The organism is Micromonospora sp. RTP1Z1 (genome assembly GCF_033804685.1).
Classification (GTDB): domain Bacteria; phylum Actinomycetota; class Actinomycetes; order Mycobacteriales; family Micromonosporaceae; genus Micromonospora.
On the sequence record NZ_JAPFQV010000058.1, the window covers coordinates 19,322 to 43,387 of the forward strand.

The 24,066-nt window shown below is 72.9% G+C and carries 28 protein-coding genes; 7 read left to right on the forward strand and 21 right to left on the reverse strand.

The features are described from left to right. The 5 genes from SLP03_RS24455 to recO all read right to left on the reverse strand — a co-directional run bounded on the left by SLP03_RS24455 (position 1) and on the right by recO (position 3,030). The gene (locus SLP03_RS24455) at positions 1-768 is read right to left on the reverse strand and encodes a pirin family protein (RefSeq protein WP_319462969.1); all 768 of its coding nucleotides are present in this window, start codon (positions 766-768) and stop codon (positions 1-3) included. After that, positions 765-986 (reverse strand): thioredoxin reductase, encoded by a 222-nt coding sequence (locus SLP03_RS24460; protein ID WP_319462970.1) that lies wholly within the window; start codon positions 984-986, stop codon positions 765-767. The genes SLP03_RS24455 and SLP03_RS24460 overlap by 4 nt, the downstream gene beginning before the upstream one ends. Before the next feature lie 138 nt (positions 987-1,124). After that, positions 1,125-1,310, reverse strand: coding sequence for a hypothetical protein (locus SLP03_RS24465; RefSeq protein ID WP_319462971.1), 186 nt, complete (start codon positions 1,308-1,310; stop codon positions 1,125-1,127). Positions 1,311-1,378: 68 nt separating this feature from the next. Next, positions 1,379-2,179: an isoprenyl transferase gene (locus tag SLP03_RS24470; RefSeq protein ID WP_319462994.1), complete on the reverse strand. Its 801-nt coding sequence runs from the start codon at positions 2,177-2,179 to the stop codon at positions 1,379-1,381. 8 nt (positions 2,180-2,187) lie between these two features. Continuing rightward, positions 2,188-3,030 carry a DNA repair protein RecO gene (gene recO / locus SLP03_RS24475; RefSeq protein WP_319462972.1) on the reverse strand — a complete coding sequence of 281 codons (843 nt, stop codon included), beginning with the start codon at positions 3,028-3,030 and terminating at the stop codon, positions 2,188-2,190. 101 nt (positions 3,031-3,131) lie between these two features. On the opposite strand from recO, the gene SLP03_RS24480 reads away from it, so the two are divergent. Next, positions 3,132-3,929, forward strand: a complete 798-nt coding sequence (locus tag SLP03_RS24480) for a DUF4097 family beta strand repeat-containing protein (RefSeq protein WP_319462973.1) — start codon at positions 3,132-3,134, stop codon at positions 3,927-3,929. On the opposite strand, the gene SLP03_RS24485 is transcribed toward SLP03_RS24480, so the two are convergent. The 8 genes from SLP03_RS24485 to SLP03_RS24520 all read right to left on the reverse strand — a co-directional run bounded on the left by SLP03_RS24485 (position 3,916) and on the right by SLP03_RS24520 (position 11,451). Next, entirely contained in the window at positions 3,916-5,154 is a 1,239-nt protein-coding gene (locus SLP03_RS24485; protein WP_319462974.1) for an acyltransferase, read from the reverse strand. The two genes, SLP03_RS24480 and SLP03_RS24485, sit on opposite strands and share 14 nt — an antisense overlap. A gap of 182 nt (positions 5,155-5,336) precedes the next feature. After that, positions 5,337-6,245 carry a GTPase Era gene (gene era, locus SLP03_RS24490; protein ID WP_319462975.1) on the reverse strand — a complete coding sequence of 303 codons (909 nt, stop codon included), beginning with the start codon at positions 6,243-6,245 and terminating at the stop codon, positions 5,337-5,339. Continuing rightward, on the reverse strand, positions 6,242-6,628 hold the full coding sequence (locus SLP03_RS24495) for a cytidine deaminase (protein WP_319462976.1): 387 nt from the start codon (positions 6,626-6,628) through the stop codon (positions 6,242-6,244). Before SLP03_RS24495 ends, era begins: the two co-directional genes overlap by 4 nt. After that, positions 6,621-8,030: a hemolysin family protein gene (locus tag SLP03_RS24500; RefSeq protein ID WP_319462995.1), complete on the reverse strand. Its 1,410-nt coding sequence runs from the start codon at positions 8,028-8,030 to the stop codon at positions 6,621-6,623. Before SLP03_RS24500 ends, SLP03_RS24495 begins: the two co-directional genes overlap by 8 nt. Then, a complete protein-coding gene (ybeY, locus tag SLP03_RS24505; protein ID WP_319462977.1) occupies positions 8,006-8,479 on the reverse strand; it encodes an rRNA maturation RNase YbeY in 474 nt (157 codons plus the stop codon). Before ybeY ends, SLP03_RS24500 begins: the two co-directional genes overlap by 25 nt. Before the next feature lie 18 nt (positions 8,480-8,497). Then, positions 8,498-9,553, reverse strand: a complete 1,056-nt coding sequence (locus SLP03_RS24510; protein WP_319462978.1) for a PhoH family protein — start codon at positions 9,551-9,553, stop codon at positions 8,498-8,500. Between the two features lie 135 nt (positions 9,554-9,688). Further along, positions 9,689-11,065: a serine hydrolase domain-containing protein gene (locus SLP03_RS24515; protein WP_319462979.1), complete on the reverse strand. Its 1,377-nt coding sequence runs from the start codon at positions 11,063-11,065 to the stop codon at positions 9,689-9,691. A gap of 35 nt (positions 11,066-11,100) precedes the next feature. Beyond that, positions 11,101-11,451 (reverse strand): histidine triad nucleotide-binding protein, encoded by a 351-nt coding sequence (locus SLP03_RS24520; protein ID WP_319462980.1) that lies wholly within the window; start codon positions 11,449-11,451, stop codon positions 11,101-11,103. Positions 11,452-11,519: 68 nt separating this feature from the next. Between SLP03_RS24520 and SLP03_RS24525 the strand changes: the two genes are divergently transcribed. Further along, positions 11,520-12,281: an SDR family oxidoreductase gene (locus SLP03_RS24525; protein ID WP_319462981.1), complete on the forward strand. Its 762-nt coding sequence runs from the start codon at positions 11,520-11,522 to the stop codon at positions 12,279-12,281. A gap of 33 nt (positions 12,282-12,314) precedes the next feature. Here SLP03_RS24525 and SLP03_RS24530 read toward each other — a convergent pair whose 3' ends face one another. The 3 genes from SLP03_RS24530 to hrcA form a co-directional block, all read right to left on the reverse strand. Beyond that, positions 12,315-13,049 (reverse strand): 16S rRNA (uracil(1498)-N(3))-methyltransferase, encoded by a 735-nt coding sequence (locus SLP03_RS24530; protein WP_319462982.1) that lies wholly within the window; start codon positions 13,047-13,049, stop codon positions 12,315-12,317. A 1-nt stretch (position 13,050) separates the two neighbouring features. Further along, positions 13,051-14,196: a molecular chaperone DnaJ gene (gene dnaJ, locus SLP03_RS24535; RefSeq protein WP_319462996.1), complete on the reverse strand. Its 1,146-nt coding sequence runs from the start codon at positions 14,194-14,196 to the stop codon at positions 13,051-13,053. A 73-nt stretch (positions 14,197-14,269) separates the two neighbouring features. Beyond that, positions 14,270-15,292, reverse strand: coding sequence for a heat-inducible transcriptional repressor HrcA (hrcA, locus tag SLP03_RS24540; RefSeq protein WP_319462983.1), 1,023 nt, complete (start codon positions 15,290-15,292; stop codon positions 14,270-14,272). Between the two features lie 230 nt (positions 15,293-15,522). On the opposite strand from hrcA, the gene SLP03_RS24545 reads away from it, so the two are divergent. After that, entirely contained in the window at positions 15,523-16,101 is a 579-nt protein-coding gene (locus SLP03_RS24545; protein ID WP_319462984.1) for a DUF4870 domain-containing protein, read from the forward strand. 43 nt (positions 16,102-16,144) lie between these two features. Here SLP03_RS24545 and hemW read toward each other — a convergent pair whose 3' ends face one another. Then, positions 16,145-17,368 (reverse strand): radical SAM family heme chaperone HemW, encoded by a 1,224-nt coding sequence (gene hemW, locus SLP03_RS24550; RefSeq protein WP_319462985.1) that lies wholly within the window; start codon positions 17,366-17,368, stop codon positions 16,145-16,147. Positions 17,369-17,387: 19 nt separating this feature from the next. Between hemW and SLP03_RS24555 the strand changes: the two genes are divergently transcribed. Together SLP03_RS24555 and SLP03_RS24560 are read left to right on the forward strand one after the other, a co-directional pair. Further along, positions 17,388-18,197, forward strand: a complete 810-nt coding sequence (locus tag SLP03_RS24555; protein ID WP_319462986.1) for an enoyl-CoA hydratase-related protein — start codon at positions 17,388-17,390, stop codon at positions 18,195-18,197. Between the two features lie 117 nt (positions 18,198-18,314). Continuing rightward, positions 18,315-19,181, forward strand: a complete 867-nt coding sequence (locus SLP03_RS24560; RefSeq protein WP_319462987.1) for a hypothetical protein — start codon at positions 18,315-18,317, stop codon at positions 19,179-19,181. A gap of 16 nt (positions 19,182-19,197) precedes the next feature. Here the strand turns inward: SLP03_RS24560 and SLP03_RS24565 are convergent, their stop codons facing one another. Further along, positions 19,198-19,842, reverse strand: coding sequence for an MOSC domain-containing protein (locus SLP03_RS24565; RefSeq protein WP_413644742.1), 645 nt, complete (start codon positions 19,840-19,842; stop codon positions 19,198-19,200). 121 nt (positions 19,843-19,963) lie between these two features. On the opposite strand from SLP03_RS24565, the gene SLP03_RS24570 reads away from it, so the two are divergent. Both SLP03_RS24570 and SLP03_RS24575 read left to right on the forward strand, forming a co-directional pair. Next, complete coding sequence (locus SLP03_RS24570; RefSeq protein ID WP_319462988.1) at positions 19,964-20,443, forward strand: hypothetical protein; 480 nt, start codon at positions 19,964-19,966, stop codon at positions 20,441-20,443. After that, entirely contained in the window at positions 20,440-20,754 is a 315-nt protein-coding gene (locus SLP03_RS24575) for a transcriptional regulator (RefSeq protein WP_319462989.1), read from the forward strand. The genes SLP03_RS24570 and SLP03_RS24575 overlap by 4 nt, the downstream gene beginning before the upstream one ends. Before the next feature lie 22 nt (positions 20,755-20,776). Here the strand turns inward: SLP03_RS24575 and SLP03_RS24580 are convergent, their stop codons facing one another. Genes SLP03_RS24580 through SLP03_RS24590 form a run of 3 tightly spaced genes read right to left on the reverse strand, consistent with a single transcriptional unit; the run spans position 20,777 to position 23,879 of the window. Next, positions 20,777-21,607: a carbohydrate ABC transporter permease gene (locus SLP03_RS24580; RefSeq protein ID WP_319462990.1), complete on the reverse strand. Its 831-nt coding sequence runs from the start codon at positions 21,605-21,607 to the stop codon at positions 20,777-20,779. Then, positions 21,604-22,590, reverse strand: a complete 987-nt coding sequence (locus tag SLP03_RS24585; protein ID WP_319462991.1) for a sugar ABC transporter permease — start codon at positions 22,588-22,590, stop codon at positions 21,604-21,606. Before SLP03_RS24585 ends, SLP03_RS24580 begins: the two co-directional genes overlap by 4 nt. Continuing rightward, complete coding sequence (locus SLP03_RS24590; protein WP_319462992.1) at positions 22,587-23,879, reverse strand: sugar ABC transporter substrate-binding protein; 1,293 nt, start codon at positions 23,877-23,879, stop codon at positions 22,587-22,589. The genes SLP03_RS24585 and SLP03_RS24590 overlap by 4 nt, the downstream gene beginning before the upstream one ends. Between the last annotated feature and the right edge of the window lie 187 nt (positions 23,880-24,066).

Consider the following 24,066-nt stretch of genomic DNA (forward strand, 5'->3'; position numbering starts at 1 on the left):
TCAGGCGAGGGCGGCGTGCATCTCCCAGACCAGGATCTCGGCCGGCTCGGTGGCGGCCACCCGCTGGCCGCCGGTCATGGTGATCCGGGCGGCGTCGCCCTCGCCGAGCCGTCCGGCGCCCTCCAGGGTCACCGCGCCGGTCGGCACGTACAGGTGCAGGAAGGGCGCGTCCGGGAGGGTCACCTCGTCACCGGGGGCGAGCCGGGCGGCGTGCAGGGTGGCGTACCGGTTGCGGATCCGGATCGCCGACGCCCCGTCGTACCGGTCCATGCCGGAGGCGACCGGGACCAGGCCGCCGCGGAGCAGTTCGTCGCCGATCTCCAGCTGCTCGTAGCCAGGGTCGACGCCCTCGGTGTCCGGGAGCACCCACATCTGGACGAAGTGCACGGGGTCGGTGTGCGGGGTGGTGCCGGCCAGCCGCCAGGCGTCGTTCTTCTCCGAGTGCAGGATGCCGGTGCCGGCGCTCATCCGCTGGGCCAGGCCGGGGTAGATGACGCCGGAGTGGCCGGTGGAGTCCTGGTGCACCAGCGAGCCGCGCAGCACCCAGGTCACGATCTCCATGTCCTCGTGGGGGTGCGTCTCGAAGCCGGTGCCCGGGTGCACCACGTCGTCGTTGTTGACCAGCAGCAGGCCGTGATGGGTGTTCGCCGGGTCGTAGTGCCGGGAGAACGAGAACGAGTGCTTCGAGTCGAGCCAGGACAGCCGGGTGGCGAACCGGTCGGCGGCCCGGCGGACGTCCACGGCCGGGGCCGGTGCGACGGCGGTCACCAGGCACGCTGCCCGGTCTCGGTGGGCGCCCAGGTCAGCGCCGGCTCGCCGGTGGCCAGCTCGGCGATCTCGCCGGAGCGCACGGTCGGCGTGTGGCCGAACTCGGCGCAGTGCTGCTCGGCGATCTCCGCGCAGATCTCGGCGACCTGCTCGCAGATCGGGCTGCCCAGGTCCGCCGCGTTCAACGCCATGATCATCTTGTACCGGAGATCCCGCATCCCCACCCCCGTGTCCGGACGGCGCGCCCTGCGCCGATCGTACGCGCGGGCGCCCCGCACTCCGGCCGGAAAGCCGGATGCGGGGCGCGGTCCACGGGCCGGGTCAGCGCCGCGACGCTGCGACGCCGACCGTCGACGTCACCAGAACCGACGACGCTTGGCCTGCTTCGGCCGCAGCATGTCGGCGCCCTTGCTGAGCACTCGGCTCACCCCGGACGGACCGCGCCGGGCCTCCAGGGTGTTGCTGAGCCGGCGGGCGCCGGCTGCCGCCAGCGGCACCGCGACCGCCATGACCGCCCATTGAGCAATCCGCTTCTGAATCATGTGAGTCCACCTCCGCTATTGGCTGCTGTCCGGAGTGGTACCCACACCAGCGCGTCGCTAAGCGTGACTCAGATCCGCGGCGCGACCGGGTTGGGCAGCGCGCCACCGAATCGGCGGTCCCGCTGGGCGTACAGCTCGCAGGCGTACCAGAGGTGACGGCGGTCGAAGTCCGGCCAGAGCGTGTCGAGGAAGATCAGCTCGGCGTACGCGCTCTGCCAGAGCAGGAAGTTGGAGGTGCGCTGCTCGCCGGAGGGGCGCAGGAAGAGGTCCACCTCGGGGATCTCGGGGTGGTAGAGGTACCTGGCGATGGTCTTCTCGGTGACCTTGCCCGGGTCGAGCTTCCCGTCCGCCACGTCGCGGGCGATCGCGGCGGCGGCATCGGCGATCTCCGCCTGGCCGCCGTAGTTGACGCAGAACTGCAGGGTCAGCGTCGAGTTGCCCCGGGACATCTCCTCGGCGGTCTGCAACTCGGAGATGACGCTCTTCCAGAGCCGGCCGGCCCGCCCCGACCAGACCACCCGGACGCCCAGGTCGACCAGCTGGTCGCGGCGCCGCCGGATGACGTCCCGGTTGAAGCCCATCAGGAAGCGGACCTCGTCCGGCGAGCGCCGCCAGTTCTCGGTGGAGAAGGCGTACGCCGACAGGTAGGGGATGCCCAGCTCGATCGCGCCCTCGATGGTGTCGAAGAGGGAGTGCTCCCCCTGCTCGTGACCCTTGGTGCGGGACAGGCCACGCTCCTTGGCCCACCGGCCGTTGCCGTCCATCACCACGGCGACGTGCTTCGGCACCGCGTCGGCGGGCAGTGCCGGGGGCCGGGCACCCGATGGGTGCGGAGTCGGTGGCACCGGCTCACGCCGGCCGGCCCTCATCGATCGGATCACTCGGTCTTCTCCCTGTTCACACCGTCCGCTCCCGCGATCCCGCCGACCGGCGGCGGGACGGCGATGGCCGCCGGGGCACCCCGGTCGACCAGCGGCAGCGAGCGTAGCGCGCGTTCCAGGTGCCACTGCAGGTGCGCCGCGACCAGTCCGCTGCACTCCCGGCGTACGCCCGTCTCGGTGGCGTCGGCGAGCACCCAGTCGCCGGTGGTGAGCGCGGACATCAGGTCGATGGTGGCTGGGGCGGGGTGGGCCGCGCCGGGCGGCCGGCAGTCGGGGCAGACCGCTCCCCCGGCCGGTACGGAGAACGCCCGGTGCCGCCCCGGCGTGCCGCAGACCGCACAGGCGATCAGCGCCGGCGCCCAGCCGGCCAGCGCCATCCCGCGCAGCAGGTACGCGTCGAGCACCAGCGTGGTGGCGTGCTCGCCCCGGGCCAGAGACTTGATCGCGCCGAGGGTGAGCTGGAAGAGCCGCAGCGACGGCTCCCGCTCGACCGGGGTGAGCCGCTCGGCGGTCTCCGCGATCGCGCTGGCCGTCGTGTAGCGGGGGTAGTCGCCGAGGAACCGCTTGCCGTACAGGTCGATCCCCTCGACCTGGCTGACGGTGTGCAGCGAGCTGCCGTGTTCGCCCTTCGGATCGCCGGCCAGCTGGACGTCGACGTGGCCGAACGGCTCCAGCCGGGCGCCGAACTTGCTGGTGGTGCGCCGGACGCCCCGGGCCACCGCGCGCAGCCGCCCGTGCCGGCGGGTGAGCAGAGTGATGATCCGGTCGGACTCGCCGAGCTTCTGCACACGCAGGACCACCGCGTCGTCGCGGTAGAGCTGTCGGCGGTACCCGGCCATCCGGTCATTCTCCCTCGGGGTGCGATCTCAGGGTCGGTTCGGGGTGCACGGGCGGCGGAACCCCGATGTGCGCCGTCCGGGGTCGGCCGTAGCGTGCTGCCATGGCTCTGCACCGGACCGCTGTCGTCGCCGCTCGGACGGGGGTCGCCGCCGCGGCGGCCGCCGCCCTGATCGTCCTCGCCGGGTGTGACACCCTCTCGTTCCGCCGGCTGGACTTCGACAACACCGAGGCGGTGAAGATCAGCCGGATCACCGTGCTGCCGGGCTCCGGTGATGTGACTGTCCGCGCCTCCGGCACCGCCCACGAGGTACGGATCAAGCGGATGCTGCGCTACCAGGGCGGCCAGCCCGACGCGCGGTACGAGATCAAGGGTGATGAGCTCGTGCTGGACACCGAGTGCGGCGACCGGTGCAGCATCTCGTACGAGGTGACCGCCCCGGAGGGCGTGACGGTCCGGGGCGAGACCGGCTCCGGCAACGTGGAGCTGACCCGGGTCGGCCCGGTGGACATCAAGCTCGGCTCCGGCGACATCACGGTGACCGGCGCCACCGGCCCGGTACGCGCCGAGACCGGCTCCGGCAACATCCAGGTGGTCGACGTGGCCGGCCGGATCGACCTGCGCGCCTCCTCGGGCGACATCAGCGCGCGCCGGCTCGGCGGTCAGGTGGACGCGGAGACCAGCTCCGGCAACGTCACCGTGGAGCTGGACCGGCCGGCCTCCGCCCGGGCCCACGCCGGCAGCGGCGACGTCGAGCTGACGGTGCCGGCCGGCCGGTACCGGGTCCGGTCCAACACCGGCTCCGGGGACGCCGACCTGGGGGTCGCCGACGACCCGACCGCGTCCCTGGTGCTCGACGTGGGCGCCGGCAGCGGGAACGTGACGGTCAGCCAGCGCTGATCTCCGCGCCGGCCCTCTCCCGGGTGCCCCGTTGGGCGGGGGCCGGGCCGCGGGCCGCACCGCCCCGGGGTGCCCGCGGGTCCGGCGGTCGAGGCACGGTCGTCGGGGCGGGCCCGTGGGCAACCGGGCCCGTCGCGCCCACTCCGGCCGCCACCAGCTCGGACTCGGCTCGGGCCGGTGCGGGACCGGCCGGTGCGGTGGCAGCGCGGCCGGCGGGCGTCGAGCGGAATCCGCCGGGCAGCAGTTCCGGCGCGCGCCGGGCGGCCACGTCCTCGACCCAGCCGACCAGCCCGGCCACCAGGCCCACCAGGGCGAAGACCAGCACCACCCGGACCGCCAGCCCGACCGGGTCCTGGTGGGACCAGCCCACCACGTCGACGAGCGGGGTGAGCGCCACCACGAGGGGCATGTGCCAGAGGTAGATGGTGAGCGCCCGGCTGTTCAGCACGGTGACCGCCCGGCCGAGGAGGGCGTTGCGGTCCACCCAGGTCACGCCGGTCGGCGCCCGGCCGATCGCCACCAGGACGAACGCCGCCGACCAGAGGGCGTTGCCGAGGTGGATGTCGTTGAGGTCGTAGCCCCGCGGGCCGGGGTGGGTGAGGATCCAGGTCAGCCCGGCGGCGCCGAGGGCCAGCGCGGCCGGCACCAGCACCCGGTTGCCCAGGCGGCGCAGCAGGCCGTCGTGGTGGGCGAAGCCGAGCAGCCAGGCGCCGAAGTAGAGGCCGAACTCGCGCAGCACGGTGGGCGCGGCCGGCAGGACGCCGAATTCGATCACCGCGAGCAGGGCGTACGGGGCGAGGAGGGTGGGCAGCGGCGCCCGGCGGAACAGCCACAGGGCGAGCGGCGAGGCGAGCACGAACCACAGGTAGTCCCGGAGATACCAGATCACGCTCAGCGCCACCGCTCCCCAGCCGTTGGCCGGCGGGTCGCTGACCGGGAGGAGCCAGAGCAGCACCTTCGCCGTCAGCGGCAGCCCGGTGAGCAGCATGGCCGGGACGAAGACCGCCGCCAGGACCCAGAGCGACGGCAGCAGTCGGCGTAGCCGTCGCAGGACGGCCGGCGGGCCGGTCCGGTCGAGGGAGGCGGCCATCAGCGAGCCGGCGAGCGCGAACATCACCGACATCGCCGGGAAGATCAGCGTCAGCGCCGCCCAACCGGTGACGTGGTAGACGACGACTCGGACGATGGCCAGGGAGCGGAGCAGATCGAGGTATCGATTGCGCATCAGCCTACATCTATGTCGGGGGCAGGGGGTAAACCTCCCCTACCCTCCGACCCGGCCGGACGAAACGGCGCGCGGGTGGGGTGAAAAGTGAAACTTGCCATATCTCCGACCGATTCGGGCGATCGCCGCCCGGAACGCCGAACCGCCGGCCCCCACCCGAGAGCCGGCGGTCCGATGAACGGTCAGAAGCCGAGCTTGCGCAGCTGCTTCGGGTCCCGCTGCCAGTCCTTCGCCACCCGGACGTGCAGGTCGAGGTAGACCCGGCTGCCGAGCAGCTCCTCGATCTGCTGGCGGGCGCGGGTGCCGACGTCCTTGAGCCGGCTGGCCTGGTGGCCGAGCACGATCGCCTTCTGACTGGGCCGCTCGACGTAGAGGTCGGCGTAGATCTTCATGACCTGGCCCTCGGGGATCATCTCCTCCACCACCACGGCGATGGAGTGCGGCAGCTCGTCGCGGACCCCCTCCAGGGCGGCCTCCCGGATCAGCTCGGCGACCAGCACCTGCTCCGGGTCGTCGGTGAGCATGTCGTCCGGATAGAGCTGCGGGGAGGGCGGCAGGTAATCGGTCATCACGTCGACCAGGGTGTCCACCTGGTGCCCGGAGACCGCGCTGACCGGCACCACGGCGGCGAAGTCGCCCATCTCGCTGACCGCGAGCAACTGCTCGGCCAGCCGCTTCTTGTCCACCAGGTCGGTCTTCGTCACCACCGCCAGCACAGTGGGCTTCAGCTCGGCCAGCTCACCGGTGATGAACCGGTCACCCCGGCCGACCGGCTCGTTCGCCGGGACGCAGAGGCCGATCACGTCGACCTCGCTCCAGGTGGAGCGGACCAGGTCGTTCAAGCGCTCGCCGAGCAGCGTCCGGGGACGGTGCAGACCGGGGGTGTCGACCAGTACGAGCTGCGAGTCGGGGCGGTGCAGCACCGCCCGGATGATGTGCCGGGTGGTCTGCGGCTTGCTCGAGGTGATCGCGATCTTCGTACCGACGATCGCGTTCGTGAGCGTCGACTTCCCGGCGTTCGGCCGGCCGACGAAACAGGCGAACCCGGCCCGGTAGGGACGGGGCTCCTCCGGATCCCGCACGCCGGTCATTCGACCACCGTGCCGAGGACGGTGCCGTCCGGCGCGGCCACGTGGACCGGCGCGTCGGCGGAGAGGTCGCGGACCGCGGCGTGCCCGGCGCCGTCCAGCGTCGACGCCTCGGTCACCACCACGGCGGCCTCCAGCCGGCTGGCGCCGGCGGCCACCGCCGAGGCCACCGCGAGCTGCAACGCGGTCAGCGTCAGCGACGGCAGCGAGACGCTGGCCGCGGCGTACGTCCGGCCGTCCTGGTCGCGGACCGCCGCGCCCTCAACGGCGCCGACCCGACCGCGCGCGCCCCTGGCCAGGATGACCAGCTTGCCGTCCTCGGCGCTCAGCTCGGCCGGGTCGGACGGGGTGGGCCGGGCCGCCGGCACGGCGGGTGAATCAGGCATCGGCGGGTTGCCTCTCCTCGGATCGGTTCTGGTTGCCGCGGGACTCGGCGTGCTCGCCGCGCCCCGCGCTGTCCTGTGCGTCGCTCGGCTCGATCCGGCTCACCAGCACGGTGTCGATCCGGTTGCGCCGACCGGTGGTGCCCTCGGCGATCAGCCGGAGCCCGGCCACCTCGGCCGCGGCCCCGGGGATCGGGACCCGGCCGAGCGACTGGGCGAGCAGACCGCCGACCGTCTCCACCTCGTCGGTGGGGAGTTCGGTGTCGAACAGCTCGCCCAGATTCTCCACCGGGAGGCGGGCGGCGACCCGGACGGCCCCGTCCGCCAGGCGCTCGACCGGCGGGCGTTCGACATCGTACTCGTCGGTGATCTCGCCGACGATCTCCTCGAGGATGTCCTCGATGGTGACCAGGCCGCCGGTGCCGCCGTACTCGTCGACGACGATGACCAGGTGGTTGCGGGCCGCCTGCATCTCCGACAACAGGTCGTCGACCGGCTTGGACTCCGGCACGAAGGTCGCCGGACGCATCAGTTCCGACACCGGCAGCTCGTCGGCCTCCGGCTCCCCGCCCTGGGTACGCCGGATCAGGTCCTTCAGGTAGAGCACGCCGAGCACGTCGTCGACGCTCTCCCCGATCACCGGGATGCGGGAGAAGCCGGAGCGCAGGAAGAGCGCCAGCGCCTGGGAGAGCGTCTTGCCCTCCTCTATCCACACCATCTCGGTACGCGGCACCATCACCTCGCGGGCGATGGTGTCACCGAGGGCGAAGACCGAGTGGATCATCTGCCGCTCGCCGTGCTCCACGACACCGCGCTGCTCGGCCAGGTCGACCAGCTCACGCAGCTCCACCTGGGTGGCGAACGGCCCCTCCCGGAAACCGCGCCCCGGAGTGACCGCGTTGCCGATCAGGATCAGCAACGAGGCGAGCGGGTTCAGCGCCCGGCCCAGCCAGCGCACCAGCGGCGCGACCGCTCGGCCCACCGCGTACGCGTGCTGCCGGCCGATCGTGCGCGGGGCGACGCCGACCACCACGAAGCTGACCACGGTCATCGCGCCGGCGGTGACCAGGGCGGCCCGCCAGCCGGCGCCGAAGCTGTCCACCGCGACCAGCGCCACCAGGGTGGTGGCGGTCAGCTCGGCCAGCAGTCGCAGCAGGAGCAGCAGGTTGAGGTGGCGGACCACGTCCCCGGCGACCGCCTGGAGGGCGCGGGCGCCGCGCGCCCCGTCCCGGGCCAGCTCGGCGGCCCGGGCCGGGGAGACGGCGGCCAGCGCCGCCTCGGTCATCGCGATGAGGCCGGCGAGCACCACCAGCCCCGCCGCGAACACGATGAGCTGGACGTCGGGCAGGCCTGCGGTGGGGCCCGCCGCCAGGGTGGTCATCACCGGGATCGGGTCGACCGCCAGCTGGCCAGCAGTCGGGCCTGGAGCGCGAACATCTCCCGCTCCTCCTCCGGCTCGGCGTGGTCGTACCCGAGCAGGTGCAGCACGCCGTGCACGGTGAGCAGGTGCAGCTCGTCGGCGGCGGAGTGGCCGGCGGTGGCCGCCTGCTTGGCCGCCACCTCCGGGCAGAGCACGATGTCGCCGAGCAGGGCCGGCTCGCCGCCGGACGCGGCGGTCTCGCCCGGGCCGTGGTCGACGCTGCCCTCATCCATGGGGAAGGCGAGCACGTCGGTCGGGCCGTCGCCGCCCATCCAGCGATGGTTCAGCTCGGTCATGTAGTCGACGTCGACCAGCAGCACGGAGAGCTCGGCGAGGGGGTTGACCCCCATCTCGTCGAGGGCGTGCCGGGCGACGGCGAGCACGGCGTCGGTGTCGACCTCGACACCGGACTCGTTGGCGATCTCGATGGACAACTGTCTTCCTCTGGTGGGTTAGCGGCGCCGGCCGGCCCGACCGCCCTGGGCGGTCCGCCCCGGTACGGCGTGCACGCTCTGCGCCTGCTGGTTCTCCCGCTCGTCCCAGCGGGCGTACGCGTCGACGATCTCCCCCACCAACTGGTGGCGGACCACGTCCGAGCTGGAGAGCTGGGCGAAGTGCACGTCCTCGACGTTCTCCAGGATCTCCCGGACCACTCGCAGGCCGCTGGTCGTCCCGCCGGGAAGGTCCACCTGGGTGACGTCACCGGTGACCACGATCTTGGAACCGAAGCCGAGCCGGGTGAGGAACATCTTCATCTGCTCGGGCGTGGTGTTCTGCGCCTCGTCCAGGATGATGAACGCCTCGTTCAGCGTACGGCCCCGCATGTAGGCCAGCGGCGCCACCTCGATGGTGCCGGCCGCCATCAGCTTCGGGATGGTCTCCGGGTCGAGCATGTCGTGCAACGCGTCGTAGAGCGGACGCAGGTACGGGTCGATCTTCTCGTTGAGCGTGCCAGGCAGGAAGCCCAGCCGCTCCCCCGCCTCGACGGCCGGCCGGGTCAGGATGATCCGGTTGACCTGCTTGGCCTGCAGCGCCTGGACCGCCTTGGCCATGGCCAGGTAGGTCTTGCCGGTGCCGGCCGGGCCGATGCCGAAGACGATGGTGTTCGCGTCGATCGCGTCGACGTACTTCTTCTGCCCGAGGGTCTTGGGTCGGATGGTGCGACCGCGTCGGGAGAGGATGTTGAGCGTCAGGACCTCGGCGGGCCGCTCCGCGCTGCCCTGCTCGAGCATGCCGACGGTACGCCGGACGGCGTCAGTGGTCAGGGTCTCGCCTTTCTCGATGAGTTCGAGGAGCTCGCTGAAGAGGCGCTCGGCGAGGGCGTTGTCCGCGGGGGCGCCGGTGATGGTGATCTCGTTGCCACGCACGTGGACGTCGCTGTTGACCGAGCGTTCGACGAGTCGCAGGATCTCGTCGCCCGCGCCGAGCAGGTTCACCATGATCTTCGGGTCGGGGACCGTGATCCTGGTCTGCACCCGGGGCAGGCCGGGAGGTGGGGTGCCGGTCATAGATCGGGCCCGTCGGGCCCTGCGCCACCTGCTTCCGATCTCGGCGCCGGGCCCTGCTGGCGCGGCGTGCGGACGTTCCACCCATCGTATCTGGTCAACACCGGACGCACCCCGCCCATTTCGGGTGGGCCGTGATCATCTCCCCGCGCGGAAGTCGTACCCCTCGAAGGTCTCCTGGGCCCGGGTGAAGCGGTAGGTGGCCCAGTGCATCCGGACCACCACCCCGCACTCGTCCCTGGTCAGCCGGAGCAGCTCGCCCACCTCCCGGCCGGCGACCGTCCGGAACACGTCCGGCCGGTCCGGCAGCGGCGCGAAGACGGCCGGGGGTCTGCCGACCGGGTCATCCGCGCCCCGGGCCCGCAGCGCGCCGTCGTGCCAGGAGAAGACGTACTCGAAACCCTCACCCCACCAGCGGCCGAGCACCCCGCGCAGGTGGTCGGGGGCGGGCGGGCCGGGCCGCCACGGCTCGACCTCGGCCGGGTCGTGCTCGGCCGCGGCGGCGAGCAGCTGGTGCGGCAGGTCGAAGACCGTCACGCCGCTGCCGGAGGAACCGAGCACGGCGCAGCCCATCGCACCCGCGGTGCCGTCGCCGCCGCGCCGGCCGTAGACGGCGGCCAGGAAACCGGGCATCGCGCCGTCGTGCCCCACGTGCAACACCCGCTGCGGCTGCGGCACCAGGATCAGGCCGAGCCCGAAGCCGGCCGCCCAGAGCGTCTCGTCGGTGGTGGTGAGCGGCCAGCGCATCTCGTCGAGGGTGGCCGGGGCGAGCACCGCGCCGGCCGGGTCGAGCGCCGCCGGGTCGGCGAGGAAGGCCGCCCAGCGGGCCATGTCCGGCGCCGTGCTCCACAGCTGGGCGGCCGGGGCCACGGCGCCGAAGTCGGTCGGCGGCTCGGGGTGGGCCTCGTCGGAGTACGCGTCGACCAGGAACCCGGTCGCCGCCCCCGCGCCGGGGGTCGGGCCGGTAGCGGTCAACCCCAGCGGGGCGAGCACCCGCTCGGCCAGCACCTCCGCCCAGGTGCCGCCGCGCAGCCGGGCGACCAGCTCGCCGAGGAGCGCCATGCCGAGGTTGGAGTAGTGGTAGCGCCGGCCGGTCGGGAGCACCCGCTCGACCCCCGCCAGGTCGGCGAGCAGCTCGTCCACGCCGGGCGCGCGCAGCGAGTCCCAGACGTCGCCGTGCGGCTCGCGCTGCAGGCCCGCGGTGTGCGACAGCAGCCGGCGTACGGTCAGCTCGCCGTGCGCCGGCAGGTCGAGGTGCCGGCCGATCGGGTCGTCCAGGTCCAGCAGGCCCTCGTCCCGGCACTGCAGCACCAGGACCGAGGTGAAGGTCTTGGTGACCGAGCCGATCCGGAACACGGACTCCGGGCCGAGCGGGGTGTCGTTGCCCGTGTCGCCCACCGCGCAGGTCCAGAGCGGGCGGTCGGCCCGGTGCAGGGCGGCCGAGATCGCCGGCACGCGGCCCCCTGCCTGCGCCTGCCGCACCATCCGACCCAGCCGGTCGTTCACCGTGATCATGCAGGCAGTGTAAGGAGCGGGCCGGGGGGCCGCACTCAGCGGGCGAGCATCGGACCGAGCGGGGCGCCGCCGAACAGGTGCGCGTGCACGTGGAAGACCTCCTGGCCGGCGTACGGCCCGGTGTTGAACATCAGCCGGAAGCCGTCGGCGAGCAACCCCTCCTCCTCGGCCACGACGGCGGCCGTGGTCAGCACCTCACCGGCCAGGCCCGGGTCGCCCTCTGCGAGCGTGGCCACGTCCGCGTAGTGCTCCTTCGGGATGATCAGCACGTGGACGGGCGCCTTGGGGTCGATGTCCCGGAAGGCGAGGGTGGTGGCGGTCTCCCGCACGATGGTGGCCGGGATCTCCCCGGCGACGATCCGGCAGAACAGGCAGTCGGTTCCCATCCGGGCATGTTAAGCGCTGCGCCGGACCGGCCGCGCCGCCACCGGCCGGGCCGGGCATGATGTCCGGCGTGACTTCTCGGGCGGTACTGGTGACGGGGGCCTCGCGCGGCATCGGACGCGCGGTGGCCCGGGCTTTCGCGGCGGGCGGGGACCGGGTGGCGATCCACCACCGGGACTCGGCGGAACTGGCCGAACGGCTCCGCGACGAGCTGCCCGGCGACGGCCACCTGGTGGTCCGCGCCGACCTGGCCGACCCGGACGCGGTCCGGGCGATGGTGGACGAGGCCGCGGCGCGCCTCGGCGGGCTGGACGTGCTGGTCAACAACGCCGGCGTGTACGGACCGCGGGACCTGCCCCACCCGGTCTTCGGCAACACCTACGAGCAGTGGCGACAGCAGTGGCGGCTGGTGCTGGAGACCAACCTGACCGGCGCCGCCAACGTGACCTGGTGCGCCGCCCAGCACATGCGGGAGCGGGGCGGCCGGATCGTCAACGTCTCCTCCCGGGGCGCGTTCCGGGGCGAGCCGCAGCAGCCCGCGTACGGGGCGAGCAAGGCGGGGTTGAACGCGCTCGGGCAGTCGCTGGCGCTGGCCCTCGCCCCGTACGGCATCGCGGTGGCGACGGTCGCGCCCGGCTTCGTGGAGACCGACATGACCACCGAACACCTCACCGGCGAGGGCGGCGACGCGATCCGCGCCCAGAGCCCGTTCAACCGGGTCGCCCGCCCCGAGGAGATCGCGGCCGCCGTCCACTGGCTGGCCAGCCCCGAGGCGGAATGGGCCTCGGGCACCATCGTCGACCTCAACGGCGCCTCCTACCTGCGCACCTGACCCCTGCGCTCGCGCCGGCTGCGGAAGGGCTGGTTACCAGTGCCCGAGGCGGGTGGCGAGGACGGCCAGGGCCGCCACGCCGGCCGTGGAGGTCCGGAGCACGGACGATCCCAGCCGGACCGGCCGCGCGCCGGCCTCGCGGAACGCCGACAGCTCGGCGGGGGCGATGCCACCCTCCGGACCGACCACCAGCACGATCTCGCCCGCGGCGGGCAGGTCGACGGTGGTCAGCCGCTCCTCGGCCTCCTCGTGCAGCACGAACGCGGCGGCGGCGCCGGCGATCCGCCGGACCACGGTGGGCGTGGACTCGTCGGGCGTACCGGCCACCACCGGCAGCCAGGCCCGGCGGGCCTGCTTGGCCGCCTCCCGGGCGGTCGCCACCCACTTCTCCCGCGCCCGTACGCCCCGGTCACCGCGCCACTGCGCCACCGAGCGGGACGCCGCCCAGGGGACGATCTCGTCCACCCCGACCTCGGTCATCGCCTGCACGGCCAGCTCGCCCCGGTCACCCTTGGCGATGCCCTGCACCACCACCAGCCGCGGGACGGACGCGTCGACGTACCCCCGGGCGGTGACCCGGAGGTCGAGGGTGCCCCGGCCGACGGCGGCGACCACGGCGGCGGCCGTGCCACCGTGGCCGTCGGCGAGCAGCAGCTCCTCGCCGACCCGCAGCCGCTGCACGTTCGCGGCGTGGTGCCCCTCGGGACCGTCCAGCGTCAGCGCGTCACCGGTGGGCAGCGCCTCCACCAGGAACAGCGGCGCGGACACCTCAGGCGTGCCCGTTGAAGGCGTCGCGCATCCGGGAGAAGAAGCCGCCCTGCTTGGTCAGCTCGGCGACCTCCTCGCCCCGGGTCTTGGCGAAGTCGCGCAACATCCGCTCCTGGTCGGCGTCGAGCTTGGTCGGGGTCCGCACGTCCAGGTGGACGTAGAGGTCGCCCCGGCCGGTGCCACGCAGGTGCGGCACGCCCCGGGCGCGCAGCCGCAGCGTGCTGCCGGGCTGGGTGCCGGTCTTGACGTCGACCGCTTCCTCGCTGTCCAGGGTCTTGATGGTCAGCCGGGTGCCGAGCGCGGCGGCGGTCATCGGCACGGTGACCCGGCAGTGCAGGTCGTCGCCCTTGCGGGAGTAGACGTCGTGCGGCCGCTCGTGGATCTCCACGTAGAGGTCGCCGGCGGTGCCGCCGCCCGGGCCGACCTCGCCCTGCTGGGCCAGCCGGATCCGCATGCCGTCCTCGACCCCGGCCGGGATCTTGACGGTCAGCGAGCGGCGGGTCCGCACCCGGCCGTCGCCGGCGCAGGTCGGGCAGGGGTGCGGGATGGTGGTGCCGTAGCCCTGGCAGACGGTGCACGGCCGGGCGGAGACCACCTGGCCGAGGAAGGTCCGCTGCACCGACTGCACCTCGCCCCGGCCGCCGCACGCCTCGCAGGTGGCCAGGTGGGTGCCGGCCGCCGTGCCCGCGCCCGAGCAGGTGGTGCAGAGCACCGCGGTGTCGACGGTGATCGGCGCCTCGGTGCCGAACGCCGTCTCGTGCAGGTCCAGCTCCAGCCGCAGGATCGCGTCGGCGCCCGGCCGGGTCCGCGGGCGCGGCCCCCGGGCGCCGCCCGCTGCGCCGCCGAAGAAGGCGTCCATGATGTCCTGGAAGCCGACGAACGGGCCGGCCCCGCCGGGACCACCCGGGCCGCCGGCGCCCCCGCCGCCCGGGGCGAGCGGGTCGCCGCCCAGGTCGACGATCTGCCGTTTCCGGTCGTCCGAGAGGACCTCGTACGCGGCGTTGATGTCCTTGAACTTCTCCTGTGCCTCCGGGTCCGGATTGACGTCCGGGTGGAACTGCCGCGCCAGCTTGCGGTAGGCGCGCTTGATCTCGTCGTCGGAGGCCTCCCGGCTCACGCCGAGAATGCCGTAGTAGTCCCTGGCCACTGCGTTCCGTGTCCTCATGTTCGTCTCGCGTTGCGCCGGTCGGCGGCCGCAGCCGGCCGTCGGCCCTGACTGGTCAATTCTGGGCCAGCAGCTCGCCCACGTAGCGTGCCACGGCCCTCACCGTGGCGATGGTGCCGGGGTAGTCCATCCGGGTCGGCCCGAGCACGCCGAGGCCGCCGACGATCGTCGCGCCCGGGCCGTACCCGGTGCTCACCACCGAGGCGGCGCGCAGGTTGTCGAACTCGTTCTCATCGCCGATCAGCACCCGGGTGGTGCTCGGTTCGGCCTCGCCGATCAGCTTGAGCAGGACGACCTCCTCCTCGAGCGCCTCGAGGATGGGGCGCAGCGAGCCCTGGAAATCGAGCAGTCCGCCGCGGGTCAGGTTGGCCGTGCCGGCCAGCGCGATCCGCTCCTCGTGCCGCTCCACCAACGTCTCCAACAGCACGGTGGAGAGCGTGGTCATGGCGCCACGCAGGTGCGGGGCCGACTCCTCGACCAGCGCCTGGACCAGCGGCGGGGTCTCCGAGAGCCGACTGCCGCCCAGCTTGTCGTTGACCAGCCGGCGCAGGTCCATGACGTCGTCGGCGGGGATCGGCGCGGGCAGCTCCACCAGCCGCTGCTCGACCCGCCCGGTGTCGGCGATCATGACCAGCATCAGCCGGGTGGTGGAGATCGGCACCAGCTCCAGGTGCCGGACGGAGGAGCGGGCCAGGCTCGGGTACTGCACCACGGCGACCTGCCGGGTGAGCTGGGCCAGCAGCCGGACCGTGCGGTGCACCACGTCGTCCAGGTCCACCGCGCCGACCAGGAAGCGCTCGATGGCCCGGCGCTCGGCCGGGCTGAGCGGCTTGACCCGGGAGAGGCGGTCGACGAAGAGCCGGTACCCACGGTCGGTGGGCACCCGGCCCGCGCTGGTGTGCGGCTGCCGGATGTAGCCCTCTTCCTCCAGCACCGCCATGTCGTTGCGCACCGTCGCCGGGGAGACGCCCAGCTGGTGGCGCTCGACCAGGGCCTTGCTCCCCACCGGCTCCTGCGTGGCGACGTAGTCCTCGACGATCGCGCGCAGCACGGCGAGCTTGCGGTCGTCGAGACCCATCTCCCCACCTCCTGACGCACGTCGACCCACCGGCCCGCGGCAGCGGCCGGGCGTCTGGCACTCGACTGTAGCGAGTGCCAGTCTACGTCGGCGGCCCCACGGACGCGATGATCAGCGACGCACCACCGGCGCGCCTCGCCACGGGGGCATCGCGCCAGAGCCGTTCAGCCGGACATCCCGGGCGATCTCGCTCTGGTGCGACGTTGCGGGCAGCACCTACCGTGACGTCCATGACTGAACCACCTCGCCCTCCCGGCGCGGGGGATCCCGGCGCCCAGCCGGACCCGACCCCGCCGTCGGCACCGTTCGGCTCGTCGGGCGACGAGCCCCCCACCGCACCAATGTCCGGGGCGACCGGAGGGGGCGGCTATCCCCCGCCCGGCGGCTACCCGCCCCCGGGCGGCTACCCGCCCCCCGGCACCGGCTATCCGACCGGCGGCGCGTACGGCGCCCCGAGCGGCGGCTGGGCCAACAACGAGGACAAGACCTGGGCGCTGATCGCGCACTTCGGCGGTGCCGCCGGCGCGCTGATCAGCTTCGGGCCGCTGGGCTTCGTCGCCCCGCTCGTCGCTTACCTGGCCCGTGGTCAGCAGTCGCCGACCGTCCGGGCGCACGCCTTGGCCGCGCTGAACTTCCAGATCCTCTGGTCGATCATCGCGTTCGTGCTGCTCTTCGTGAGCTGGTGCCTGTTCTTCCTGCCCAGCATCGCGGTGGTGGTGATCCAGATCCTGTTCGGGATCATCGCCGGCATGAAGGCCAACGAGGGTCAGCCCTACCGCTACCCGATGTCGGCCAGCTTCATCAAGTGACACCGGCCCGGCCGGCCCACGGGTCGGCCGGGTCCCCGGGCGGTCAGGGCAGCAGGTCGCGGACCACCGCGTCGGCCAGCAGCCGGCCGCGCAGGGTGAGCACCGCCCGGCCGGCCGCGTACTCGGGCGCGGCCAGCAGCCCGTCGGCCAGGGCCCGCTCGGCCCCGGCCCGCCCGGCGTCGTCCAGCACCGCGAGCGGCAGGCCGGAAGCGAGCCGCAGCCGCAGCATCACGTCCTCCATGTGCGCCTCGTCCGGTGTGAGGAGCTCCCGGGCCAGGCCGGGCGACTCCCCGGCGGCCAGCCGCTCGGCGTACGTCGTCGGGTGCTTGACGTTCCACCAGCGCACCCCGCCGACGTGACTGTGCGCGCCCGGGCCGAGACCCCACCAGTCCGCGCCGGTCCAGTAGAGCAGGTTGTGCCGGCATCGGGCCGCCTCCGAGCGGGCCCAGTTGGAGACCTCGTACCAGGAGAAACCGGCCGCGTCGAGGGCGGCCTCCGCGGCCAGGTAGCGGTCCGCCGCCACGTCGTCGCTGGGGTACGGCAGCTCGCCGCGCCGCATCCGCGCGGCCAGCCGGGTGCCGTCCTCCACGATCAGGGCGTACGCGCTGACGTGGTCGACCCCGGCCGCGACCACCTGGTCCAGCGAGGCGGCGAAGTCCTCGGCGCGCTCCCCCGGCGTGCCGTAGATCAGGTCGAGGTTGACGTGCTCGAACCCGGCGTCGCGCGCTTCCAGGGCGGCGGCGGTGGCCCGGCCGGCGCTGTGCTTTCGGTCGAGGATCGCCAGCACCCCCGGCGCGGCGGACTGCATGCCCAGCGAGATCCGGGTGTAGCCGGCGGCCCGCAGCGTCTTCAACGACTCCGGCGTGACCGACTCGGGGTTGGCCTCGGTGCTCACTTCGGCGTCGGCGGCCAGCCCCCAGGTGCGGTCGATCCCCTCCAGGATGCGGGCCAGGTCGTCGGCGGGGAGCAGGGTGGGCGTGCCGCCGCCGACGAAGACGGTGTCCACCCGCGGCGGCGGACCGTCGCCCAGCACCCGCCCGGCCAGCGCCAGCTCGGCCAGCACCGTGTCGGCGTACGACTCGCGGCCGGCCCCGCCCCCCAGCTCGGCCGCCGTGTACGTGTTGAAGTCGCAGTAGCCGCAGCGGCTGGCGCAGAACGGGACGTGGACGTACACGCCGAAACCGCGCGCGCCGACCGCGCGGGTGGCGGCAGCGGGCAGCGACCCGTCGCGCGGGACGGATTCACCTTCTGGAAGAGCGCCGGGCATGGCCACTAGTGTGCCCGGCATGACCTCTCCCGACCGCCTCGTGCGGGTCGCCACGGCCCGTGGGGTGACCACCCTCACCCTGGACAGCCCGCACAACCGCAACGCACTCTCCACCCCGCTGATGACCGAGCTGCTGGCCGGGCTGGCCGCGGCGGTCGCCGACGACGCGGTCCGGGCGATCGTGCTGGACCACACCGGGCCGGTCTTCTGCTCCGGCGCGGACCTGAAGGAGACCGCCGCCGCGTACGCCAGCGGGACGGTGCCGGCCGGGATGCTGGGCGACGTCCTGGTCGCTGTCCGGGAGTGCCCCAAGCCGGTGCTGGCGAGGGTCGCCGGGCCGGCCCGGGCCGGCGGGCTGGGGCTGATCGCCGCGGCCGACCTGGCGGTCTGCGCAGAGGAGGCGACCTTCGCCTTCACCGAGGTGCGGATCGGGGTTATCCCGGCGGTCATCTCGGCGACCGTGCTGCCCCGGCTGCACCCCCGGGCCGCCGCCGAGCTGTACCTGACCGGGGACACCTTCGACGGCCGCCGGGCCGCCGAGATCGGACTGGTCACCGCGGCGGTGCCGGCGGACGGGCTGGACGCGGCAGTGGCGCGGTACTGCGACTCGCTGGTCCGGGGCGCGCCCCGGGCCCTGGCCGGCGCCAAGGAGCTGCTGCGCCGGCCGGCCGCCACCGACCTGCGCGCCGAGATCGCCGAGTTGGCCGTGCTCTCCACCGGGTACTTCCTCTCCGACGAGGGGCGGGAGGGCGTGCTCGCCTTCCGCGAGAAGAGATTGGCCGGATGGGTGGCCGCGCTGGACGGTGGTCGGGGAGAGAGCGCGGGCTAGGAGCGGCGTCAACCGGTGCGCAGGGTGGTCGGGTGGTGACGGAACGGGAGGCAACCGGTCGGCCGACCCGCACGGCGCGAGTCGGGACGTACGCTTGGCGGACTGTCGGGACAGGAGGTGCGGGTGCGAACTCGGGCGGCAATCGTGGCAGCCGGTGTGGTGGTGGCGGTCGTGGCCCTGCTCGGCGTGTGGTTCGTCGCGAAGCAGTTCGGGCACCGGCTCCAGCTCCCGGTGGCCAGCCGCACCTGCACGGTGCAGGCCGACGGGCGGGTCGTGCTCGGCGCGGACCAGATGGCCAACGCGGCCACCATCGCGGCGATCGGCGCACAGCAGCAGATGCCCGAGCGGGCCGTGGTGGTGGCGCTGGCGACCGCGTACCAGGAGTCGCACCTGCGCAACATCGCCCACGGCGACCGGGACTCGCTCGGCCTGTTCCAGCAGCGGCCGAGCCAGGGCTGGGGCACGCCCGAGAAGATCCAGGACCCGCGCTACGCGGCGACCCGCTTCTACACCGCTCTGAAGAAGGTCAGGGGCTGGGAGGAGATGCGGGTCACCGAGGCCGCCCAGCGGGTGCAGCGGTCGGCCTACCCCGAGGCGTACGAGAAGTGGGCGGATCAGTCCCAGGTCCTGACCCGGGCGCTGCTCGGCCACGCGACCGGCGCAGTGGCCTGCACGGTCGGCCCGAACCCGACGATGCGCGGCCCGGCCGCCGCGGCCGCACTGATCCAGGGCCTGACCCTCGACTGGGGGTTGCCGGGGGTCGCCTCGCCGACCGACCTGACCGGGCTGGCGGTGTCGGCGACGGACAGCCGCAACGGCTGGCGGTACGCCCACTGGCTGGTGTCGCATGCCGACGACCACGGCGTGAAGCGGGTCCGCTTCGGCGACCTGGAGTGGACCGCTGAGCAGGGCACCTGGGCCAGGGTGGACGACGGGCGGGCGGCCCCGACGCAGGTGCTGGCGGAGGTCTTCGCCGACACGTAGGCCGGCGCGGGAGGGGTCAGGGGCGGCTGCCGGAGAGCCGGCGGCGGATTTTCTCCCGGATCGGCTCGGGCAGCTCCGGGGCGTCCAGCAGCCGGGGCAGCAGCTCCGGCTCCAGGCTCGTCGCCCGGAACACCTCGCCGATGGTCACCCCGTGCGCCGGGCGCTCGACCACCTCGACCGGGTCGCCGGCACCGATCTCACCCTCCCGCACCACCCGCAGGTACGCCCCGGGCGCGGCCCGCGCGGTGAACCGCTTGATCAGGTCGGGCATCCCCCAGAAGCCGGCGAAGGTGGTGCACGGCGTGCGCGGCTTGGTCACCTGAAGCAGCACGTCGCCGATCGCCCACTGCTCGCCGATGACCGCCCCGGTGACGTCCACCGCGTACGTGGTCAGGTTCTCGCCGAAGCCGCCGGGCCGGATGCCTCGGCCCAGCTCCGCCGCCCACCAGTGGGCGTCCTCCTCGGCGTAGGCGTACACGGCCTGGTCGGGGCCGCCGTGGTGAGCCCGCTCGCCGATGAAGTCGCCGGCCACCCCGTCCACCCGCACCAGCACCGGCCCGTCGACCGGCCGCTTGTCGATGCCGCTACGCCCGCTCGGGTCGCCCGCCCATTCCGCCTCGGTGGCCATGCCGAGGTTCACCGCCGCCAGCCTGCCCGTCATGGCGGTCAGCCTAGTCGCCGGGCCAGCGGGCTGTCCTCCCGGAAAGTACTTGCCTATAAGGAAAGTGAGGCGTTTACTTTCCTTATAGGCAAGTACTCGCCCCACCAGCAAGGGGGACGCCATGTCCGAGCCGAGAATCAGCCCCTCCGCGGCCGCCGACGCGCTGGTCGAGATCCACGCCCGGCGCGACCAGGCGGTCACCGCCGCCCTCGTCCCCGGCTGGTACTGGCCCGCACTGGGCGGCCTCATGGCCGCCTTCACCGCCGCCGTCGAGACCCACCGGCCGTGGGTGGTCGCGGTCGGATCCGTCGGGTGCGCCCTGGGCCTCGGCACCCTGGTCGCCCGGGTCGCGCTGCGACACCGAGCCCAGGTGCGCAGCTCCCTGATCGGGGTTCACGGGACGGTCGCCATCGTGGGCTACGCGCTCGGCCTGGTCGCCCTCGGCCTGGTCACCGGGTTCACAGCGGAGTCGGCGGGGCTGGCCTGGCCGGCGACAGTCGGCGCGGCGGCCACGGCGGGGGCGATGACCGCCACCGGGCAGTCGCTGATGGGGTACCTTCGCGGCGTGATGACCGCCCGGCCGATCGGCGGCGGCCGGTGAGCGCACCCCGGTTCGACGAGCTGATCCACGCGCCCACCCGGCTCTCCCTGGTGAGCCTGCTCGCCGCCACCGACTGGGCCGAGTTCCGCTACCTGCGCGACCAGCTCGGGCTCTCCGACTCGGCGCTGTCCAAGCAGCTGTCCACCTTGGAGCAGGCCGGATACGTCGAGGTGCGCAAGAGCTTCGTGGGCAAGCGGCCGCGTACCTCGGTCAAGCTGAGCCGGCACGGGCGCGGCGCCTTCGACGGGCACGTCGCGGCGTTGCAGCAGATCGTGGCGCGGGCCGGCACGAGCGTCCTGCCCGGCGCCTGACGGGGGCCGCGGGCGTCCGGGCTCAGCCCTTGACCGCGCCGGCCACCAGGCCGGAGACCATCCGGCGCTGCACCAGCAGGAAGAAGACGATCACCGGCAGGGTGAAGAGCGTCGAGGCGGCCATCACCGATCCCCAGGCGGTGTCGTCCCGCCCGAAGAAGAAGGTCATCGCCACCGGGAGGGTGTACTTGTCCTGGTCGTTGATGAAGGTCAGCGCGAAGATCAGCTCGTTCCAGGCGGTGATGAAGGAGAAGATGCTGGTGGCGACCAGCCCCGGCGCGACCAGCGGGAAGAGGATCCGCCGGAAGGTCTGGGCCCGGCTCGCGCCGTCGATGGCCGCCGCCTCCTCCAGCTCCTTGGGCACCGCCGCCACGAAGCCGCGCAGCATCCACACGGCGAACGGCAGCGAGAAGCCCAGGTAGGTCAGGATCAGGCTGGGCAGCGTGTTGTAGAGCCCGAGCCGCTGGATCATCAGGAAGAGCGGGATGACCAGCGCCTCCAGCGGGATCATCTGCACCACCAGCAGCAGGATCAGGAAGGTGGTGCGCAGCCGGAACCGGAACCGGGCCACCGCGGTCGCCGCGAGCAGCGCGACCAGGCCGCTGAGCAGCACCGTCGCCAGCGCGACCAGGGCGCTGTTGAGGAAGAAGTCGGCGAACGTCACGCCCGGGATCAGGTTGCCGGTGAGGATCTCCCGGTAGTGCTCCAGGGTGGGCTCCGCGGGCACCGGACGCGGCGTGGCCGAGAAGATCTCCCGGTTCGGCTTCAGCGAGGTGGCGATCATCCAGTAGACCGGGAAGGCCGCGAAGAGCGCGACCAGCAGGCCGGCGCCGTTGAGGGCGAACTTCTTCACGACTCGTCCTCCTGCCGCAGCACCATGCGGACGTAGACACCGGTCACCACGAGCAGGATCAGGGTGAGGATGACCGCGATCGCCGCCCCGAGGCCGTACTTGGGCGGCGGTGAGAACGCCTCTGCGTACGAGTAGATGGAGAGCATGAACGTGGAGCGGTCCTGGGTGCCGCCGGCCAGCACGAACTGTTGGGTGAAGACCTTGAAGTCCCAGATCGTGGAGAGCACCACCAGGATGCCGAAGACCGGTCGCAGGGTCGGGAAGGTGACCGACCAGAAGACCCGCCACGGTCCGGCCCCGTCCACCCGGGCGGCCTCCTGCAGCTCGCTCGGCACGCTCTTCAGGCCGGCCAGCACGCTGACCGCGATGAACGGGAACGAGTGCCAGACCACCACCAGGGTCAGGATCGAGAAGAACAACAGCGGGTCGTTGAACCAGCCGTAGCCGGTCCAGTCGCTGCGCCCGAAGAGCGTGGTGGAGAGCCCGTCGGGGAGCTTGTTGAACAGCCAGGTGACCAGGCCGCTGGTGTCGTCGAAGATCCACTTCCAGACGATGGTGCCGGTCAGCGCCGGGGTGGCCCAGGCCAGCATCACGCAACTGGCGACGAAGGTTGCCATCCGCCTGCCGAGCCGGTTGAGCAGCAGGCCGACCAGGGTGCCGAGGATCATCGTGAGCACCACGTTGGCCGCGGCGAAGAGCACCGTGTTGCGCAGCACCGTACGGAAGAACGGGTCGCCGAGGATCTGGGCGTAGTTGGCGAACCCCACCCACGGCCACTCGCGGTCGCCGCGCAACTGCCGGACGCTGTCCAGCTTGTAGAACGACATGCCCACCACCTGGCCCAGCGGCCAGAGCAGCAGCACCCCGATGATCACCAGGCAGGGCAGCAGGAGCAGGTACGGCAGGCGGTCGACGCGGGGCCGCCGCCGCGCGGGGGTCTCCCGCGCGGCGGCCGTCCCGGTGCTCTTGGTCAGTAAGCTCACTTGCTGTTCAAAATGCCTTCCATCTCGGTGGCCGCGTCGGCGGTGGCCTTCTCGACCGTCTTCTGACCCTTGATGACCGAGCTGTTCATCGCCTGGGTCACCGTCTTGGTCCGGCTGACCTCGACCCACTTCGGGGTGAGCGGGGTCAGCTTGGTGTTCTGCATGGTGGTGGCGAACGCGGCCATCACCTTGTCGTTGGCGTAGTTACCGCCGCCGACCAGGTCCTGGTAGACCGGGAAGAAGTTGAGGCTGCTGGCGAACTCCTGGTCCTTCTGCTTGCTCAGCAGCACGGTCAGGTAGTCCCAGGCCAGGGCCTGCCGCTTGCTGTCCTTCCACAGGGCGATGTCGGAGCCGCCCGCGAAGGCCGGGGCCGGCTTGCCGTCCGGGCCGGGGATGGGGAACGTGCCCCACACCTTCTCGATCTCCGGGTTGTCCTTCTTCATCGCGCCGCCCTGCCAGCTGCCGGCGAAGGCCATCGCCGCCTTGCCGGTGGCGAACTGGGTCCGCGCGTCGACCTCGTTCCAGCCGGCGGCGGCCGGCGGGGCGACCTTGTGCACGGTCACCAGGTCGGTCCAGAACTTGACCGCCTTCTGCGCCTCCGGCGTGTTGTAGCCGGACTTCCAGGTGTCGCCCTGCTTGGTGGCGATCTCGCCGCCGGCGGCCCAGAGGAAGGAGTAGAACGGCAGCTCGGAGTTGCCCGGCAGGGCGATGCCGTAGGTGCCCGGCTTCTTGGCCTGGATGGTCTTCGCGGCGGCGATCAGCTCGTCCCAGGTGGTCGGCGGCTTCACGCCGGCCTCGGCGAACCAGTCGGTGCGGTAGTAGATGGCCCGCACGCCGGCGTACCACGGCACGCCGTACTGCTTGCCGTCGAGCTGGGCGTTCTTGACCAGGCCGGGAAGGATGTCCTTGCCCTCGGACCAGCCGCCGAACTTGTCGGAGACGTCGGCGAGGGCCTCCTGCGCGGCCCAGCCCTGGGTCTCGGTGTTGCCGAGTTCGGTGACGTCCGGTCCCTCGCCACCGGCGAGCGCCGCCTGGAACTTCTTCGGCGCCTCGAGCCAGGGAATGTACTGGACGACCACGTCGGTCTCGGGATGCTTCTTCTTGAACTCGGCCTCGACGCCGTCGAGGAACGTGGTCTGGGCGTCGCCGCCCTCACCCATCATCCAGACCGTCAGCTTGCTGTTGTCCGCGGCCTTGTCGTCGTCACCCGAGCCACCGCAACCCGCGAGCACCATCGCGGCCGAGGCCACGATGGCGGTGACCGGTGCCAGCCTCTTCCATTTGTTCACGCCCATATCTCCCTCGCGCCGCTTGGCACTTACCTTCTCCGCCGCACCTTAGTAGGAAAAAATCCTTTACGACAGGGGGTGGCCACGAAGGTCGGGCGAGGCGACCGTATCGCAGGTGGCGGGGTCGACGGCAAGGCCGGCGTGCGGGCGGTACCCACGTACGCGAGCGGGCGCCCGACCGGAAGGT

Bases quoted from the DNA above. Each gene is read 5' to 3' on its own strand.
- SLP03_RS24495 (WP_319462976.1), bottom strand. From the start codon at position 6,628: ATGCCTGATTCACCCGCCGTGCCGGCGGCCCGGCCCACCCCGTCCGAC.
- SLP03_RS24485 (WP_319462974.1), bottom strand. From the start codon at position 5,154: ATGCGCAATCGATACCTCGATCTGCTCCGCTCCCTGGCCATCGTCCGA.
- SLP03_RS24480 (WP_319462973.1), top strand. From the start codon at position 3,132: ATGGCTCTGCACCGGACCGCTGTCGTCGCCGCTCGGACGGGGGTCGCC.
- SLP03_RS24465 (WP_319462971.1), bottom strand. From the start codon at position 1,310: ATGATTCAGAAGCGGATTGCTCAATGGGCGGTCATGGCGGTCGCGGTG.
- hemW (WP_319462985.1), bottom strand. From the start codon at position 17,368: ATGCCCGGCGCTCTTCCAGAAGGTGAATCCGTCCCGCGCGACGGGTCG.
- hrcA (WP_319462983.1), bottom strand. From the start codon at position 15,292: ATGGGTCTCGACGACCGCAAGCTCGCCGTGCTGCGCGCGATCGTCGAG.
- SLP03_RS24515 (WP_319462979.1), bottom strand. From the start codon at position 11,065: ATGATCACGGTGAACGACCGGCTGGGTCGGATGGTGCGGCAGGCGCAG.
- SLP03_RS24565 (WP_413644742.1), bottom strand. From the start codon at position 19,842: ATGACGGGCAGGCTGGCGGCGGTGAACCTCGGCATGGCCACCGAGGCG.
- SLP03_RS24570 (WP_319462988.1), top strand. From the start codon at position 19,964: ATGTCCGAGCCGAGAATCAGCCCCTCCGCGGCCGCCGACGCGCTGGTC.
- SLP03_RS24520 (WP_319462980.1), bottom strand. From the start codon at position 11,451: ATGGGAACCGACTGCCTGTTCTGCCGGATCGTCGCCGGGGAGATCCCG.
- SLP03_RS24470 (WP_319462994.1), bottom strand. From the start codon at position 2,179: ATGAGGGCCGGCCGGCGTGAGCCGGTGCCACCGACTCCGCACCCATCG.
- SLP03_RS24510 (WP_319462978.1), bottom strand. From the start codon at position 9,553: ATGACCGGCACCCCACCTCCCGGCCTGCCCCGGGTGCAGACCAGGATC.
- era (WP_319462975.1), bottom strand. From the start codon at position 6,245: ATGACCGGCGTGCGGGATCCGGAGGAGCCCCGTCCCTACCGGGCCGGG.
- SLP03_RS24545 (WP_319462984.1), top strand. From the start codon at position 15,523: ATGACTGAACCACCTCGCCCTCCCGGCGCGGGGGATCCCGGCGCCCAG.
- recO (WP_319462972.1), bottom strand. From the start codon at position 3,030: ATGGCCGGGTACCGCCGACAGCTCTACCGCGACGACGCGGTGGTCCTG.
- SLP03_RS24555 (WP_319462986.1), top strand. From the start codon at position 17,388: ATGACCTCTCCCGACCGCCTCGTGCGGGTCGCCACGGCCCGTGGGGTG.
- SLP03_RS24460 (WP_319462970.1), bottom strand. From the start codon at position 986: ATGCGGGATCTCCGGTACAAGATGATCATGGCGTTGAACGCGGCGGAC.